This is a genomic window from Alterluteimonas muca (assembly GCF_021191595.1).
Lineage (GTDB): Bacteria > Pseudomonadota > Gammaproteobacteria > Xanthomonadales > Xanthomonadaceae > Luteimonas > Luteimonas muca.
In genome coordinates, this window is the sequence record NZ_JAIWPS010000002.1 from 459121 (window position 1) to 475166 (window position 16046).

Genomic DNA, 16046 nt, shown 5'->3' on the forward strand with positions numbered 1-16046 from the left:
GCCGAGAGAACATCACGTGCTGGCCGAATATTTGCCGACCCTGTTGTTCCTGATCGTTGCCACCGGCATCGGCATTGCATTGCTGGTGATCGGCAACGTCCTGGGACCGAAGCGTCCGACGGCCGAGAAGCTGTCGCCCTACGAGAGTGGCTTCAACGCGTTCGAGGACGCGCGCATGCGTTTCGACGTGCGCTACTACCTCATCGCGATCCAGTTCCTGATCTTCGACCTGGAAATCATCTTCATCGTGCCCTGGGCCACCGTGTTCCGCGACCTCGGCGTCGTGGGCCTGGTCGAGATGGGCATCTTCGCCGGCATGCTGCTGCTCGGCTTCATCTACGTGTGGAAGAAGGGAGCCCTGGAATGGGAGTGATCCAGTCCATCCAGAAGGCCGCGGACTTCGCCAGCAATCCGCTGCCGGAAGGGCGCGTCGAGGACATCCTGCGGCCCGAGGGCGACAATCCGCTGCTCGAGCGCGGGTTCCTGACCACCAGTTCCGACGTGCTGCTCAACTGGGCGCGCACCGGCTCGATGTGGCCGATGACGTTCGGTCTGGCGTGCTGCGCGGTGGAGATGATGCACGCCGGTGCCGCGCGCATCGACATGGACCGCTTCGGCGTGATCTTCCGCCCGTCGCCGCGCCAGTCCGACGTGATGATCGTGGCCGGTACGCTGGTCAACAAGATGGCCCCGGCGCTGCGCAAGGTCTACGACCAGATGCCCGACCCGAAGTGGGTCATCTCGATGGGCAGCTGCGCCAACGGCGGTGGCTACTACCACTACTCGTACTCGGTGGTGCGCGGCTGTGACCGGATCGTACCCGTGGACATCTACGTGCCGGGCTGCCCCCCGACGGCCGAGGCGCTGGTGTTCGGCATCCTGCAGCTGCAGCGCAAGATCCGTCGCGGCACCAACTTCGGCGAGAACAAGACGGGGTTGCGCGAATGAGCGGGACCGCTGAAGCCTTTGCCGCGCAGCTGCGTGCGCGCTTCCCGGATGCGACGGTGACGGTCGCCGAGCCGCGGGGCGAAGTCGGCATCGTGTTCGCCCCGGCGGACTACCTCGCCGGTTGCCGGGCGCTGCGCGACGAGTTCGCATTCGAGTCGCTGATCGATCTGTGCGGCGTCGACAACCTCGGCTACGGCAGTGACGAGTGGGACACCGAAGTGTCGTCCGCCGGCTTCAGCCGTGGTGTGGAAGGGCGCGGCCCGGGTCGTTTCGCCTATGGCCAGGCGCCCAGCCGCCAGCTGGATTCACCGGAAAGCGAAGGCCCGCTGTCGGTGCCGGTGAACCGCTTCGCGTCGGTGGCGCAGCTGCTGTCGATCGAGCAAAACCGTCGCCTGCGCGTGACCGTGTATCCGGAAGACGACGCGATGCCGGTGGTTGATTCGCTGGTGCCGGTGTGGGAAGGCGTGAACTGGTTCGAACGCGAGGCGTTCGACCTGTTCGGTATCGTCTATGCGGGCCACCCGGACCTGCGCCGCCTGATGACCGACTACGGTTTCGTCGGCCATCCGTTCCGCAAGGACTTCCCGCTGATCGGCAATGTCGAGGTCCGCTACGACGCCGAGAAGAAGCGTGTCGTGTACGAGCCCGTGACGTCGGTCGAGCCGCGCGTGGGCGTGCCCCGCGTGATCCGTGACGACGCACGCTACCTGACCGCCGCCGGCGAATCGCGGGCGCGGGGCGCGGAGACGCAGAAATGAGCACCCCTTCGCCTGTGAACCAGGTGTACTCCACGGATCAGGCGGCGACGGGCGGCCCGGCCGCGCTGCGCCAGCAGATCCGCAACTACACGATGAACTTCGGCCCGCAGCACCCGGCCGCGCATGGCGTGCTGCGCCTGATCCTGGAGATGGACGGCGAGACCATCGTCCGTGCCGATCCGCACGTCGGCCTGCTCCATCGCGGCACCGAGAAGCTCGCCGAGTCCAAGCCGTACAACCAGTCGGTCCCGTACATGGACCGGCTGGATTACGTGTCGATGATGTGCAACGAACACGCCTATGTCCGCGCGGTCGAGACCCTGATGGGGATCGAGGTGCCGGAACGTGCGCAGTGGATCCGCACGATGTTCGACGAGATCACCCGGATCCTGAACCACCTGATGTGGCTCGGTTCCAATGGCCTCGACCTCGGGGCGATGGCGGTGATGCTGTATACGTTCCGCGAGCGCGAAGAGCTGATGGACGTCTACGAGGCGGTGTCGGGCGCGCGCATGCACGCGGCGTACTACCGCCCGGGTGGCGTGTACCGCGACCTGCCGGACCACATGCCGCAGTACCGCGACTCGCCGTGGCGCAAGGGTGCCAAGCTCAAGCGCTTCAACGAATGGCGCGAAGGCTCGATGCTGGACTTCCTCGACCAGTTCGCCGACGACTTCCCACGCCGCGTCGACGAGTACGAGACCCTGCTCACCGACAACCGCATCTGGAAGCAGCGCACCGTCGGCATCGGCGTGATTCCGCCGGAGCAGGCCAAGGCCTGGGGCATGAGCGGCCCGATGCTGCGCGGCTCGGGCGTGGCCTGGGATCTGCGCAAGACCCAGCCCTACGCCAAGTACGCCGAAGTCGATTTCGACATCGCCGTGGGTGTGGAAGGCGACTGCTACGACCGCTATCTCGTGCGCGTCGCCGAAATGCGCCAGTCCGCACGCATCATCAAGCAGTGCGTGGCATGGCTGCGGGCCAATCCCGGCCCGGTGATGGTGGACAACTACAAGGTCGCGCCTCCCTCCCGCGAGGAGATGAAGGACGACATGGAAGCGCTGATCCACCACTTCAAGCTGTTCTCGGAAGGCTATTGCGTTCCGGCCGGCGAGACCTACCAGGCCATCGAGGCGCCCAAGGGCGAGTTCGGCTGCTACCTGGTCTCCGACGGTGCCAACAAGCCGTTCCGCGTGCACCTGCGCGCCCCGGGCTTCGCGCACCTGTCGTCGATGGACGCCATCGTCAAGGGCCACATGCTCTCCGACGTGGTGGCGATGATCGGCACCTACGATGTCGTGTTCGGCGAAATCGACCGTTGAGGCGCGTGAGGAAATGAAAGCAACAGGCAATTTCGAGAACGCGCGCAACGTCGACCCGATGGTGGCGTTGAACGACGACACGCGTGCGTCCATCGACCACTGGGTGGCGAAGTTCCCGCCCGACCGCAAGCGTTCGGCGGTGATCCAGGGGCTGTTCGCGACCCAGCAGCAGAACGGCGGCTTCCTGACCGACGAGCTGATCGCCGCGGTCGCCAAGTACCTGGGCATCCCGCCGGTGTGGGCGTACGAGGTGGCGACGTTCTACTCGATGTTCGAGACGCGGGAGGTCGGCCGCAACAACGTCGCCTTCTGCACCAACATCAGCTGCTGGCTCAACGGCGCCGAGGATCTCGTCGCGCACGCCGAGAAGAAGCTGGGTTGCAGGCTGGGCGAGTCGACGGCCGACGGACGCGTCTACCTCAAGCGCGAGGAAGAGTGCGTGGCCGCGTGCTGCGGCGCCCCGGTGGTCGTGATCAACGGCCATTACCACGAGAAGCTCGACACCACGAAGGTGGACGCGCTACTCGACGGACTGAAGTGAGGCTCGACGCAGGCATGGCGCATCACAACTCCCACGTCTCCGAAGGTTACGGGCCCGTCGGCCCGGCACCGAAGGAACACCAGGCCGTCTACACGACGCTGCACTTCGACAAGCCGTGGTCGTACGAGAACTACCTCAAGACCGGTGGTTACCAGGCCCTGCGCCGGATCCTCACCGAGAAGATCCCGCCGGCCGATGTCATCGAGATGGTCAAGCAGTCCGGCCTGCGCGGCCGTGGCGGCGCAGGCTTCCCGACCGGCCTGAAGTGGAGCTTCATGCCCAAGGGCGACATGCAGAAGTACATCCTCTGCAACTCGGACGAGTCCGAGCCCGGCACCTGCAAGGACCGCGACATCCTGCGCTACAACCCCCACTCGGTGATCGAGGGCATGGCGATCGCCTGCTATGCCACGGGTTCGTCGGTCGCCTACAACTACCTGCGCGGCGAGTTCCACCACGAGCCGTTCGAGCACCTCGAGGAAGCCACCGCCGACGCGTATGCCAACGGCTGGCTGGGCAAGGACATCCTCGGCTCCGGCGTCGACATCGACATCCACAACGCGCTGGGCGCGGGCGCCTACATCTGCGGCGAGGAAACCGCACTGATGGAGTCGCTGGAAGGCAAGAAGGGCCAGCCGCGCTACAAGCCGCCGTTCCCGGCCAACTTCGGCCTGTACGGCAAGCCGACCACGATCAACAACACCGAGACCTATGCCTCGGTGCCGGCGATCATCCGCAACGGCCCCGAGTGGTTCATGAACCTCGGCAAGCCCAACAACGGCGGTTGCAAGATCTTCTCGGTGTCGGGCCACGTTGCCCGGCCGGGCAACTATGAGATCCGGCTCGGCACGCCGTTCTCCGAACTGCTGGAAATCGCCGGCGGCATGCGTCCGGGTCGCACCATCAAGGGCGTGATCCCGGGTGGCTCGTCGATGCCGGTGCTTCCGGGCGAGATCATGATGGGCCTGACGATGGACTACGACTCGATCCAGAAGGCCGGTTCCGGTCTCGGTTCGGGCGCGGTCATCGTGATGGACGACACCACCTGCATGGTGCGCGCCTGCCAGCGCATCGCACGTTTCTACTACCAGGAGTCCTGCGGCCAGTGCACCCCGTGCCGCGAGGGCACCGGCTGGATGTACCGCATGCTGACCCGCATCGCCCAGCACACCGCCACCGTCGAGGACCTGCACATGCTGCGGGCCGCGGCCGGGCAGATCGAGGGCCACACCATCTGCGCGTTCGGCGAGGCCGCCGCGTGGCCGGTGCAGGGCTTCCTGCGCCATTACTGGGACGAGTTCGAGTACGCGATCGTCAACCGGCGTTTCCTGGTCGACGACCAGCGCAACGGCACCGTGGTGCCCAAGGCGGTGGCCGCATGAGCGCTCAGCCCGTGAACCCGAACCTGCCGCCGGACCACGTCACCGTCTTCATCGACGGCGTCGAGATGGCCGCGCCGAAGGGCTCGATGATCATCCAGGCCGCCGACAAGGCCGGCATCCCGATCCCGCGTTTCTGCTACCACGACAAGCTGGCCATCGCCGCGAACTGCCGCATGTGCCTGGTCGAGGTGGAGAAGATGCCGAAGCCGGCGCCGGCCTGCGCCACGCCGGTGATGGACGGCATGAAGGTCGTCACCCGCAGCGAGAAGGCGCTGAAGTCGCAGCGCAACGTGATGGAATTCCTGCTGATCAACCATCCGCTCGACTGCCCGATCTGTGACCAGGGCGGCGAGTGCGAGCTGCAGGACCTCTCGCTGGGCTACGGCCGTTCGGTGAGCCGTTTCGTCGAGCGCAAGCGCGTGGTGCCCGACGAGGATCTCGGGCCGCTGGTCGCCACCGAGATGACGCGCTGCATCCAGTGCACGCGCTGCGTGCGCTTCACCTCGGAGATCGCCGGTACCTACGAGCTGGGTGGCATGAGCCGTGGCGAGAACCTGCAGATCGGCACCTACGACGGCAAGCCGCTGACCACCGAGCTGTCGGGCAACGTCATCGACGTGTGCCCGGTCGGCGCACTGACCAACAAGGTGTTCCGCTTCCGTGCACGCCCGTGGGAGCTCATCGCCAAGGAGTCGCTGGGTTATCACGACGCGCTGGGCAGCAACCTGTTCCTGCACTCGCGCCGCGGCGAAGTGCTGCGCGCGGTGCCGCGCGACAACGAGACCGTCAACGAGTGCTGGCTGTCCGACCGTGACCGCTACTCGCACCAGGGCCTGGGCGCGGACGACCGCGCGGTGCAGCCGCTGATCCGCGACGGCGACGACTTCCGCGTGGCGTCGTGGGACGAGGCGCTGGCCCGTGCCGCGCAGGTCCTTCGCGACAACGCAGCCGACGACCTCGGCATGCTGGTGCACCCGTCCACGTCGAACGAGGAGGGCGCGCTGCTGGCGCGGCTGGCCGAAGGCCTCGGCACCGGCAACCTCGACCACCGCATCGGTCAGCGCGACCTGTCCGGCGACGCCGTCGCCACGCCGTTCGCGATGCCGGTGGCGGATATCGCCGACGCCGGTACCGTGGTCATCGTCGGTTCCAACCTGCGCCACGAAGTGCCGCTGCTGCACCACCGCGTGCGTCAGGCCTGGCGCAAGGGCGCGCGCGTGCACGTGGTCAATCCCGTCGATTTCGACTTCACCTTCGATGTCGCCTCCAAGGCCATCGTCGCGCCGTCGCGTATCGCCGCCGCCCTGGGTAGCGGTGAGCTCGCCGCCGCGGTGGGCGAGGGCGAGCGGATGGTGGTGATCCTGGGCGCGCTGGCCGAAAGCGGCGTGCACGCCGGTGCGATCCGTGCCGCGGCCGAAGCTTTCGCCACTGCGCGCGGTGCGGCGCTGTGCCGCATCCCGCAGGGCGCGAATGCGGTCGGCCTCAGCCGCCATGGCGTGCTGCCGGCCTCGCGCGATGCGCAGGCGATGCTGCGCGAGGCACGTTCGGCCTATGTGCTCTACGGCGTCGAGCCGGGGCTGGACTTCGCCGACCAGGCGCTCGCACTGAAGGCGCTCAAGGGCGCGCAGGTGGTGGCATTCAGCCAGTTCGCCTGTGCCTCCACGCGCGCCGTCGCCGACGTGATCCTGCCGATCGGTGCGCTGCCGGAGATCGACGCCACACTCACGAACCTCGAGGGTATCGACCAGCGCGCACTCGCCGCCGGTCGCCTTCCGGGCGAGGCCCGTGCCGGCTGGCGCGTACTGCGTGCACTCGGCGCCCAGCTTGGCCTGGACGGCTTCGGATTCGTCGACATCGCGCCGCTGCGTGCTTCGATGCAGCCGCGCGAGGTCGTCGTACAGGGTGGGCAGGCGCTGCACGCGGACGCCGGTCTTGAGCTTGCGGTGGCACCCGCGATCTATCGCAGCGATGCCATGGTCCGGCGTTCGCCGGCCCTGCAGGCACATCCGCTGACGCTGGGCCCGCGCATCGTCGTGCATCCGGCCGATGCCGGCACGCTCGGCGTGGTGGATGGCGCGATGGCAAAGGTCTCCAACCACGCCGGCACCGCGACCCTGCAGGTCATGGTCAGCGACCAGGTGGCCGTGGGTGCGGTGTTCGTCGAAAGCGGCTACGGCGCCACCGCGGCGCTGGCAGCCGGCAACGTACAGGTGATGCCGGCATGACGACGGCGGAATTTCTCCAGCAGCTGTTCGGCCCGATGCGCGATGCGCTGTTCTCGCTGGGCGCGATCGGCACCGTGTTGTGGATCGTGCTGAAGATCCTCGCGATCGCCGTTCCGGTGATTCTTGCGGTGGCCTTCTACGTGGTCTGGGAGCGCAAGCTGATTGGCTGGATGCACGTGCGCCATGGGCCGATGTACGTGGGCATGGGCGTGTTCCAGGCCTTCGCGGACGTCTTCAAGCTGCTGTTCAAGGAAGTCATCCAGCCCACCAACGCCCATCCGAAGCTGTATGTGCTCGCACCGCTGATCACGCTGGCACCGGCGTTCGCGGCATGGGCAGTGGTGCCGTTCGACTACCAGCTGGTGTTGTCGAACGCCAATGCGGGGCTGCTGTACCTGCTGGCGATGACCTCGCTGGGCGTGTACGGCATCATCCTCGCGGGCTGGGCCACCAACTCGAAGTACGCCTTCCTCGGCGCGATGCGTGCCGCTGCGCAGATGGTGAGCTACGAGATCGCGATGGGCTTCGCGCTGGTCGGCGTACTGATCGCCGCGGGCAGCCTCAATCTCACCGACATCGTGATGGCGCAGGCGGGTGGTGCGGGTCTCTTCAGCTGGTTCTGGCTGCCGCTGCTGCCGCTGTTCGTGATCTATTTCGTGTCCGGCGTGGCCGAGACCAACCGTGCACCGTTCGACGTGGTCGAGGGCGAGTCGGAAATCGTCGCCGGTCACATGGTGGAGTACTCGGGTTCCGCGTTCGCGCTGTTCTTCCTAGCCGAATACGCGAACATGATCCTGATCAGCATCCTGACGACGCTGTTCTTCCTCGGCGGCTGGCTGTCCCCGATCCCGGCGGCGTGGATTCCCGGCGTGCCGGTGCTGTCGACGATCCTCGGCGATGGCTGGTGGTGGCTGTTCGCCAAGATGTTCTTCTTCGCCAGCGTCTTCATCTGGTTCCGCGCGTCATTCCCGCGTTACCGCTATGACCAGATCATGCGGTTGGGCTGGAAGGTATTTGTTCCGGTCAGCATCGCCTGGATCGTGGTCACCGCGCTGATGGCGTATTTCGGGGTGCTGGAGGGTGTACAGCGATGAGCCGCGTCGGCAATTTCTTCCGCAGCCTGCTGCTGCTGGAACTCATGGGCGGCATGAAGCTGACCTTCAAGTACCTGTGGCGTGACAAGTACACGCTGATGTATCCGATGGAGAAGACGCCGCAGTCACCGCGTTTCCGCGGCCTGCACGCGTTGCGTCGCTATCCCAACGGCGAGGAACGCTGCATCGCGTGCAAGCTCTGCGAAGCGGTGTGCCCGGCGCTGGCGATCACCATCGACTCGGCGCAGCGCGAGGACGGCACCCGCCGCACCACCCGCTACGACATCGACCTGTTCAAGTGCATCTACTGCGGGTTCTGCGAGGAGTCCTGCCCGGTGGATTCCATCGTCGAGACGCACATCCACGAGTACCACTTCGAGAACCGCGGCGAGAACATCGTCAGCAAGCCGCAGCTGCTCGCACTGGGCGACCGGCTCGAGGCGGAAATCGCCCAGCGCCGCGCCGCCGACGCCGCCTACAGGTAAGTCATGGATTTCATTCTTCTCGCATTCCTGGGCTTCGCCGCGATCACCGTGATGTCGGCGGTAGCGGTGATCAGTGTCCGCAATCCGGTGCACTCGGCACTGTTCCTGGTGCTGACCTTCTTCAGTGCTGCCGGTACCTGGATCCTTGCCGGTGCCGAGTTCCTGGGCGTGGCGCTGATCGTGGTGTATGTCGGCGCGGTGATGGTGCTGTTCCTGTTCGTGGTGATGATGCTCGACATCGACGTCACCACGCTGCGCCAGGGCTACGTGCGCTACCTGCCGATCGGGCTCGTCGTCGCGGTGGTGATGCTGGCCGAGGTGCTCACGCTGATCGGCATCGGTTCGCGGATCACCCCGTTCGGCCCCGACCCCGCTGAAGCCGCCGGCCTGGGCAACACCGCATGGGTCGCGCATACGCTGTTCCGCGACTACCTGCTTCCGTTCGAGATCGCCGCGCTGATCCTCACCGTGGCGGTGGTGGCTGCGGTGATGCTCACCCTGCGCGCACGTGTGGGCGTGAAGCGGCAGGATCCGGCTGCGCAGGCGGCAGTGCGCGCATCCGACCGCGTGAGGATCATCAAGATGGATGCGGTACGTCCTCAGGCACCCGCGGCACCGCAGGTCCAGGACGGGGAGGGCCAGGCATGAGTCTGTTCGGAGAAGGGCTGGCGCTGGGCCACTACCTCGCGCTGGGCGCGGTGCTGTTCTGCATCAGCGTGGCCGGCATCTTCCTCAACCGGAAGAACGTGATCGTGCTGCTGATGTCGATCGAACTGATGCTGCTGGCGGTCAACGTCAACTTCATCGGGTTCTCGCGGCACTTCGGCGACGCCAGCGGCCAGGTCTTCGTGTTCTTCATCCTGACCGTGGCGGCCGCGGAGGCGGCGATCGGCCTGGCGATCCTGGTGACGCTGTTCCGCAACCGCAACACGATCAACGTGGCCGATATCGACACGCTCAGGGGGTAGGCTGCAGCGCCCGCGCTGCTGCGGATGCCCGGCCAGGAAGGCCGGGCCGGTCTTTCTCCGGAGCCCGCGGTACCACCATGGTAGGCACGCACGACAAACGATTCGACGGTGACACACGACGCATGTCACCCGGACGGCTGTAACGGTCCGCCCCGGCGCGACCAGGTCAATGGATATCCAGATGGCAATTTCGACAACCCACTTGCTGATCATCGTGCTTGCGCCGCTGCTCGGCTCGGTCATCGCCGGCCTCTTCGGGCGGCAGGTCGGCCGTGCCGGCGCGCACAGCGTGACGATCCTCGGCGTCGCCACCAGCTGCGTGCTGTCGTGCTACGTGCTGTGGCAGCTGCTGCAGGGAGCTGCGCCGTACAACGAGAACATCTACACGGTGTTCGACGTGGCCAGCTACTCCGCGCACGTGGGCTTCATGGTCGACCGCCTGACCGCGATGATGATGGTGGTGGTGACCTTCGTATCGCTGCTGGTGCACATCTACACCATCGGCTACATGCACGAGGATCCGGGTTACCAGCGGTTCTTCAGCTACATCTCGCTGTTCACCTTCTCGATGCTCATGCTGGTGATGAGCAACAACTTCCTGCAGCTGTTCTTCGGCTGGGAAGCGGTGGGCCTGGTGTCGTACCTGCTGATCGGCTTCTGGTTCAAGAAGCCGAGCGCGGTGTTCGCCAACATGAAGGCGTTCCTGGTCAACCGCGTCGGCGACTTCGGCTTCCTGCTCGGCATCGCCGGGGTGCTGTACTGGTTCGGCACGCTCGACTACGCCACCGTGTTCGCCAACGCGACCGACCGCGTGGGCGGCGGCCAGGTGGTGGAGATCTTCGCGGGCTATCCCTGGTCCGTGGCGACGCTGATCTGCATCTGCCTCTTCATCGGTGCGATGGGCAAGTCCGCACAGGTGCCGCTGCATGTGTGGCTGCCCGATTCGATGGAAGGCCCCACCCCGATCTCGGCGCTGATCCATGCTGCCACGATGGTCACGGCCGGCATCTTCATGGTGGCGCGCATGTCGCCGCTGTTCGAACTCAGTGACACCGCACTGGCGTTCATCCTGTTCATCGGTGCGACCACGGCGTTCTTCACCGGCCTGATCGGCATCGTGCAGAACGACATCAAGCGCGTGGTCGCCTATTCGACACTCTCGCAGCTGGGCTACATGACGGTGGCGCTGGGCGTGTCGGCGTACTCGGCCGCGGTGTTCCACCTGATGACGCATGCGTTCTTCAAGGCGCTGCTGTTCCTGGCCGCCGGTTCGGTGATCATCGGCATGCACCACGAGCAGGACATGCGCAAGATGGGCGGCCTGCGCAAGTACATGCCGGTCACCTTCTGGACCAGCGTCATCGGCACCCTGGCGCTGGTCGGCACGCCGTTCCTGTCCGGGTTCTACTCGAAGGACACCATCATCGAGGCCGCAGGCCACGCCGCGGAGCGCATGGGCTGGGTCGGCACCTACGGCTACTGGGCGGTGCTGCTGGGTGCCTTCGTCACCAGCTTCTACAGCTTCCGCCTGCTGTACATGACCTTCTTCGGCGAAGAGCGTTTCCGCCACACCGCGCCGTCGCATCCGGTTGCCGCCAGGGACGAGCACGGCCAGCAGACACTGCACGAGCCGCTGCACGACGATGCGCACGGCCATCACGACCATCATGGCCCGCACGAGCCGCACGAGCCGCACGAGTCCCCGTGGGTGGTGACGTTGCCGCTGGTGCTGCTGGCGATTCCGTCGATCGCGATCGGTTTCTTCACCGTCGGTCCGATGCTGTTCGGCACCGACTGGTCCGGGCATACCGAGAAGCTGCCGTTCTTCCTCGGCGCGATCGACCTCGCCCCCGCACGCGACACCGTGCTGCAGCTCAAGGACACCCTGTGGCACGGGCCGGTCGCGTATGCGGTGCACGGTTTCCAGGTGCCGACCTTCTGGCTGATGCTGGCCGGCTTCCTGCTCGCGACCGTGATGTACGTGTGGCGCACCGACTTGCCGGCAAAGGCCGCGCGGCTGTTCGCGCTGCCGATCCGCGTACTGGAGAAGAAGTACTGGGCCGACGATCTCTGGATCGACGGGTTCGCCGGCGGCGGCCTGGTGCTCGGCCAGGGCTCACGCAGGTTCGACGAGAAGCTGATCGACGGCCTGTTCGTCAACGGTGCCGCACGCGTGGTCGACCTGGTCGCCAGCGTCAGCCGTCGCCTGCAGTCCGGCTATGTCTACCACTACGCGTTCGCGATGATCATCGGCCTGATTGCACTGCTGGCCGTACTGATCTTCCACTGGCGCTGACGCAACACCATACGGAATAAAGAAACGTGGCGAACTGGCCCCTCCTCAGCCTCCTGATCTGGCTGCCGATCCTCGGCGGCGTGTTGACCCTGCTGTGCGGCAACGCGCGCCCGAACACCGCCCGCTGGGTGGCGCTCGGCTTCGCGGTGCTGACGCTCGCGGCCAGCCTGCTGCTGCTGTCCGGCTTCGATTCCGCCTTCGCGGGATTGCAGTTCGTCGAGCACCGGGAATGGATCCCCGCATACGACATCCGCTACCACCTCGGCGCCGACGGCATCTCGGTTGCGTTGATCGTGCTGACCACGATCACCACCGTGCTGGTGCTGATCGGCGCGTGGGGCTCCATCGACAGGCGCGTCGCGCACTACTTCGCGGCGTTCATGATCCTCGAAGGCATGATGGTGGGCGTGTTCGCCGCCGTCGACGCGCTGCTGTTCTACGTGTTCTTCGAAGGCATGCTGATCCCGATGTTCATCATCATCGGCATCTGGGGCGGGCCGCGCCGGGTGTACGCGGCGATGAAGTTCTTCCTGTACACGTTCCTGGGCTCGGTCTTCATGCTGGTCGGCCTGGTGTACCTGTACCTGAAGGGCGGGAGTTGGCAGCTGCCCGACCTGTATGCACTGCCGCTCACCGCCACCGAGCAGATGTGGCTGTTCTTCGCGTTCCTGATCGCGTTCGCGGTCAAGGTGCCGATGTTCCCGGTCCACACCTGGCTGCCGGATGCGCACGTCGAGGCGCCCACCGGCGGCTCGGTGATCCTGGCGGCGATCATGCTGAAGATCGGCGGCTACGGCTTCCTGCGTTTCAGCCTGCCGATCACCCCCGACGCCGGTCACGAGTGGGCGTGGCTGGTGATCGCGGCCAGCCTCATCGCAATCGTCTACGTCGGCATGGTCGCGCTGGTGCAGGCGGACATGAAGAAGCTGATCGCGTACTCGTCGATCTCGCACATGGGCTTCGTGACGCTGGGCATCTTCATCGCCTTCACCCTGATCCGCGACACCGGCAACCCGGATGCGGCGCGCCTCGGCCTGCAGGGCGCGATGGTGCAGATGATCTCCCACGGCTTCATTTCAGGCGCGATGTTCTCCTGCGTGGGCGTGGTCTACGACCGCATGCACACGCGCATGATCCGCGACTACGGTGGCGTCGCCAACGTGATGCCATGGTTCGCGGCCTTCATGGTGTTCTTCGCGATGGCCAACTCCGGCCTGCCGGGCACGTCGGGCTTCGTCGGCGAGTTCATGGTGGTCATGGCCTCGTTCCAGGCGCACCCGCTGATCGCCTTCACGGCCGCGCTCACCCTGATCATCGGCGCGGCCTACAGCCTGTGGCTCGTGCGCCGCACCCTGTACGGCGAAGTCGCGAATGCGCACGTTGCGGCACTCACCGACATCAACAGGCGCGAGGCACTGGTGCTCGGCGTGTTCGCCATTTTCGTGCTGGCGATCGGCGTGTACCCGAAGCCGCTCACCGACCTGATGGAGCCGTCCATCGCGCAACTGGCGGACCTGCTCACCGCCACCAAGCTTTGAGGAAAGACCCGCGATGACCGTCGCCACCATGACGCCTCCCGTCCGCACCTTCGCCGAGTTCGCGCCACTGGCTCCCGAGCTGGTGGTGGTGTTCGGCGCCTTCGCCCTGCTGATGCTCGACCTGTTCCTGTCGGACCGCCAGCGCATCGTCACCCAGACGCTTGGCATCGCTACGCTGCTGATCGCCGCCGCCGCGGTCGCGTTCGGCATTGGCGGGCAGGGCGAGGTGATGGAAGGCGTGTTCATCCGCGACACCGTCTCCGACGTCCTCAAGTTCACGATCCTGGTGGTCGGCGCGCTCGCGGCGTCCTACAGCTGGTCGTACATGCGCGAGCGGGGCCTGTACCGCGGCGAGATGATGGTCCTGATGCTGTTCGCGACCGTCGGCATGATGCTGCTGGTCTCCGCCGGCAACCTGCCCATGGTGTACCTCGGCCTCGAGCTGCTGGCGTTGTGTTCCTATGCCCTGGTGGTCACCGACCGCGACAGCCCGCAGGCCTCCGAAGCGGGCATGAAGTACTTCGTGCTCGGCTCGCTTGCGTCGGGCCTGCTGCTGTACGGCATGTCCCTGGTGTATGGCGCCACCGGCACGCTGGCGCTGGACGGCATCCGCGAGGCCGCTGCTGGCGTGGCCGGTGAGGATCGCACGCTGCTGCTGACGGGCATGGTGTTCGTGGTGGTGGGCGTCGCCTTCAAGTTCGGCGCCGCGCCGTTCCACATGTGGCTGCCCGACACCTACCACGGTGCGCCGACGCCGATCACGATCTTCATCGGCTCGGCGCCGAAGCTGGCCGCGCTGGGCATGGCCTTCCGCCTGTTCGAAGGCGGCCTTGGGCCGCTGCAGGACTACTGGCAGCTGCTGGTGGGGGTGCTCGCGGCAGCATCGCTGGCGGTGGGCAACGTGATTGCGCTCGCGCAGACCAACCTCAAGCGCATGTTGGCCTATTCCACGGTCTCGCACGTCGGCTTCCTGTTCCTCGGCGTCGCCTCGGGCGGTACCGACGGATTCGCGGCGGCGACCTTCTACACGATCAGCTACGCGATCATGTCGGCAGCCGCGTTCGGCGCCATCGTCATGCTGTCGCGCAAGGGGTTCGAGGCCGACCGCATCGAGGATTTCCGCGGGCTCAACGCGCGCAATCCGTGGATGGCCTTCCTGGTGCTGATCACGATGGCCTCGCTGGCTGGCGTGCCGCCGTTCCTCGGCTTCTGGGCGAAGGTGGCGGTGCTGCGCGCGGTGGTCGAGGCCGACATGCTGTGGCTTGCGATCGTGGCGATCGTGTTCGCGGTGATCGGCGCGTTCTACTACCTGCGCGTGATCAAGGTGATGTACTTCGACGAACCCGTCGGCGAGCCGGTGTCGCCGCGTCGCGGTACCGCGTTGCGTGCGGTCTTCACCGTCAACGCCCTGGCGTTGCTGGTGCTGGGGCTGGCATGGAGTCCGATCATGACCTGGTGCCAGCAGGCGTTCGCCACTCTGTAGACTGCGCGACATGCTGCGTCGCGCCGGGCGCGCGTCGCAGCAGCGATGGATGTATCGGGATATATCCATCGAACGATCATTCCGGGCTTGCAATCAAACCGGCCGATCGTCATAATTCATTTCTCTGCTGCGGGGTGGAGCAGTCTGGCAGCTCGTCGGGCTCATAACCCGAAGGTCGCAGGTTCAAATCCTGCCCCCGCTACCAGCTTTTCGCGGTCGGTGGAATGTCCTCAAGGGAGGCATTCCGGCGGTACCGGTCGCGATCGGGCTGAGTCGGTACACGTTGCTCCGTGTGCCGGCACCGAAATCCAGCGTCATCGGACAAGGGGCCCATCGGGCCCCTTGGCTGTTTCAGGGGGCGGATTTTCGTTTACCGGATCGAAAGGAGCCGGCGCATTCGTGGCTGACAATGCAACCCGCATCATCGAACTGCTGACGCCCACGGTGGAAGCCCTCGGGCTGGAACTGCTGGGCGCGGAATACCTTCCCAACCCGGGCAGTGCGCTGCTGCGGCTGTATATCGACCGCCCCGGCGTCGAAGGCGATGCCGTCGGCCCTGGCGTGACGATCGAGGACTGCGAAGCGGTCAGCCGCGAGGTCTCCGCGCAGCTCGACGTCGAGGATCCGATCAGCAGCCATTACACGCTCGAGGTGTCGTCTCCCGGGATCGACCGTCCGCTGTTCGCGCCGGCGCAGTTCGCGCGCTTCAACGGCGAGAGCGCGAAGGTCGTGCTGAAGCTGCCGCAGGACGGACGCCGCCGGCTGACCGGGCGGATCGTGTCCGTGGATGGCGAGCGGATCACGTTCGACATCGATGGGCAACCGTTCGAGGTGATGGCCGACAACATCGAGAAGGCGCGGCTGGTGCCGGACTGGGTGGCCCTCGGGCTGGCCCCGGCCAAGGACGATGCGTCCGGACGCGACGCACGCCCCGGCAAGAGCGGTGCGAAGAAGCGTGGCAACGGTCCCGCCGCCTGAGGCGACGGCACCACGACAGATCAGTGGC

General features: G+C 66.1%; 15 protein-coding genes and 1 tRNA gene. All 16 read left to right on the forward strand.

The genetic code is table 11. The annotated features are described in order from the left end of the window. Nucleotides 1-16 precede the first annotated feature (16 nt). The 16 genes from LDO11_RS05415 to rimP all read left to right on the forward strand — a co-directional run bounded on the left by LDO11_RS05415 (nucleotide 17) and on the right by rimP (nucleotide 16018). Nucleotides 17-373 (forward strand): NADH-quinone oxidoreductase subunit A, encoded by a 357-nt coding sequence (locus tag LDO11_RS05415; protein ID WP_100322414.1) that lies wholly within the window; start codon nucleotides 17-19, stop codon nucleotides 371-373. Beyond that, nucleotides 364-948, forward strand: coding sequence for a NuoB/complex I 20 kDa subunit family protein (locus tag LDO11_RS05420; RefSeq protein WP_232140634.1), 585 nt, complete (start codon nucleotides 364-366; stop codon nucleotides 946-948). Before LDO11_RS05415 ends, LDO11_RS05420 begins: the two co-directional genes overlap by 10 nt. Beyond that, nucleotides 945-1706: an NADH-quinone oxidoreductase subunit C gene (locus LDO11_RS05425; protein ID WP_232140635.1), complete on the forward strand. Its 762-nt coding sequence runs from the start codon at nucleotides 945-947 to the stop codon at nucleotides 1704-1706. Before LDO11_RS05420 ends, LDO11_RS05425 begins: the two co-directional genes overlap by 4 nt. Before the next feature lie 92 nt (nucleotides 1707-1798). Beyond that, on the forward strand, nucleotides 1799-3028 hold the full coding sequence (locus LDO11_RS05430) for an NADH-quinone oxidoreductase subunit D (protein ID WP_232140677.1): 1230 nt from the start codon (nucleotides 1799-1801) through the stop codon (nucleotides 3026-3028). Between the two features lie 13 nt (nucleotides 3029-3041). After that, nucleotides 3042-3569 (forward strand): NADH-quinone oxidoreductase subunit NuoE, encoded by a 528-nt coding sequence (gene nuoE / locus LDO11_RS05435; protein ID WP_129136157.1) that lies wholly within the window; start codon nucleotides 3042-3044, stop codon nucleotides 3567-3569. A 14-nt stretch (nucleotides 3570-3583) separates the two neighbouring features. Then, nucleotides 3584-4951, forward strand: coding sequence for an NADH-quinone oxidoreductase subunit NuoF (gene nuoF / locus LDO11_RS05440; protein ID WP_232140678.1), 1368 nt, complete (start codon nucleotides 3584-3586; stop codon nucleotides 4949-4951). Further along, nucleotides 4948-7176 carry an NADH-quinone oxidoreductase subunit NuoG gene (nuoG, locus tag LDO11_RS05445; RefSeq protein ID WP_232140636.1) on the forward strand — a complete coding sequence of 743 codons (2229 nt, stop codon included), beginning with the start codon at nucleotides 4948-4950 and terminating at the stop codon, nucleotides 7174-7176. Before nuoF ends, nuoG begins: the two co-directional genes overlap by 4 nt. Beyond that, nucleotides 7173-8270: an NADH-quinone oxidoreductase subunit NuoH gene (gene nuoH, locus LDO11_RS05450; protein WP_435574603.1), complete on the forward strand. Its 1098-nt coding sequence runs from the start codon at nucleotides 7173-7175 to the stop codon at nucleotides 8268-8270. Before nuoG ends, nuoH begins: the two co-directional genes overlap by 4 nt. Continuing rightward, nucleotides 8267-8755 carry an NADH-quinone oxidoreductase subunit NuoI gene (gene nuoI / locus LDO11_RS05455; protein WP_129136155.1) on the forward strand — a complete coding sequence of 163 codons (489 nt, stop codon included), beginning with the start codon at nucleotides 8267-8269 and terminating at the stop codon, nucleotides 8753-8755. Before nuoH ends, nuoI begins: the two co-directional genes overlap by 4 nt. Nucleotides 8756-8758: 3 nt before the next feature. Beyond that, entirely contained in the window at nucleotides 8759-9403 is a 645-nt protein-coding gene (locus LDO11_RS05460; RefSeq protein ID WP_232140637.1) for an NADH-quinone oxidoreductase subunit J, read from the forward strand. After that, nucleotides 9400-9723 (forward strand): NADH-quinone oxidoreductase subunit NuoK, encoded by a 324-nt coding sequence (nuoK, locus tag LDO11_RS05465; protein WP_232140638.1) that lies wholly within the window; start codon nucleotides 9400-9402, stop codon nucleotides 9721-9723. Before LDO11_RS05460 ends, nuoK begins: the two co-directional genes overlap by 4 nt. A gap of 175 nt (nucleotides 9724-9898) precedes the next feature. Then, nucleotides 9899-12019 (forward strand): NADH-quinone oxidoreductase subunit L, encoded by a 2121-nt coding sequence (nuoL, locus tag LDO11_RS05470; protein ID WP_232140680.1) that lies wholly within the window; start codon nucleotides 9899-9901, stop codon nucleotides 12017-12019. Between the two features lie 26 nt (nucleotides 12020-12045). Beyond that, complete coding sequence (locus LDO11_RS05475) at nucleotides 12046-13557, forward strand: NADH-quinone oxidoreductase subunit M (protein WP_232140639.1); 1512 nt, start codon at nucleotides 12046-12048, stop codon at nucleotides 13555-13557. A 13-nt stretch (nucleotides 13558-13570) separates the two neighbouring features. Continuing rightward, nucleotides 13571-15040, forward strand: coding sequence for an NADH-quinone oxidoreductase subunit NuoN (gene nuoN, locus LDO11_RS05480; protein ID WP_232140640.1), 1470 nt, complete (start codon nucleotides 13571-13573; stop codon nucleotides 15038-15040). 128 nt (nucleotides 15041-15168) lie between these two features. Beyond that, nucleotides 15169-15245 (forward strand) — tRNA-Met (locus LDO11_RS05485). 194 nt (nucleotides 15246-15439) lie between these two features. Beyond that, nucleotides 15440-16018, forward strand: a complete 579-nt coding sequence (gene rimP / locus LDO11_RS05490) for a ribosome maturation factor RimP (protein WP_164972169.1) — start codon at nucleotides 15440-15442, stop codon at nucleotides 16016-16018. Nucleotides 16019-16046: the final 28 nt, after the last annotated feature.

Coding starts and splice junctions, on each gene's coding strand:
- LDO11_RS05420 (WP_232140634.1), top strand. CDS start 364: ATGGGAGTGATCCAGTCCATCCAGAAGGCCGCGGACTTCGCCAGCAAT.
- nuoK (WP_232140638.1), top strand. CDS start 9,400: ATGAGTCTGTTCGGAGAAGGGCTGGCGCTGGGCCACTACCTCGCGCTG.
- nuoG (WP_232140636.1), top strand. CDS start 4,948: ATGAGCGCTCAGCCCGTGAACCCGAACCTGCCGCCGGACCACGTCACC.
- nuoI (WP_129136155.1), top strand. CDS start 8,267: ATGAGCCGCGTCGGCAATTTCTTCCGCAGCCTGCTGCTGCTGGAACTC.
- LDO11_RS05430 (WP_232140677.1), top strand. CDS start 1,799: ATGAACTTCGGCCCGCAGCACCCGGCCGCGCATGGCGTGCTGCGCCTG.
- LDO11_RS05460 (WP_232140637.1), top strand. CDS start 8,759: ATGGATTTCATTCTTCTCGCATTCCTGGGCTTCGCCGCGATCACCGTG.
- nuoE (WP_129136157.1), top strand. CDS start 3,042: ATGAAAGCAACAGGCAATTTCGAGAACGCGCGCAACGTCGACCCGATG.
- nuoN (WP_232140640.1), top strand. CDS start 13,571: ATGACCGTCGCCACCATGACGCCTCCCGTCCGCACCTTCGCCGAGTTC.
- LDO11_RS05425 (WP_232140635.1), top strand. CDS start 945: ATGAGCGGGACCGCTGAAGCCTTTGCCGCGCAGCTGCGTGCGCGCTTC.
- nuoF (WP_232140678.1), top strand. CDS start 3,584: ATGGCGCATCACAACTCCCACGTCTCCGAAGGTTACGGGCCCGTCGGC.
- nuoH (WP_435574603.1), top strand. CDS start 7,173: ATGACGACGGCGGAATTTCTCCAGCAGCTGTTCGGCCCGATGCGCGAT.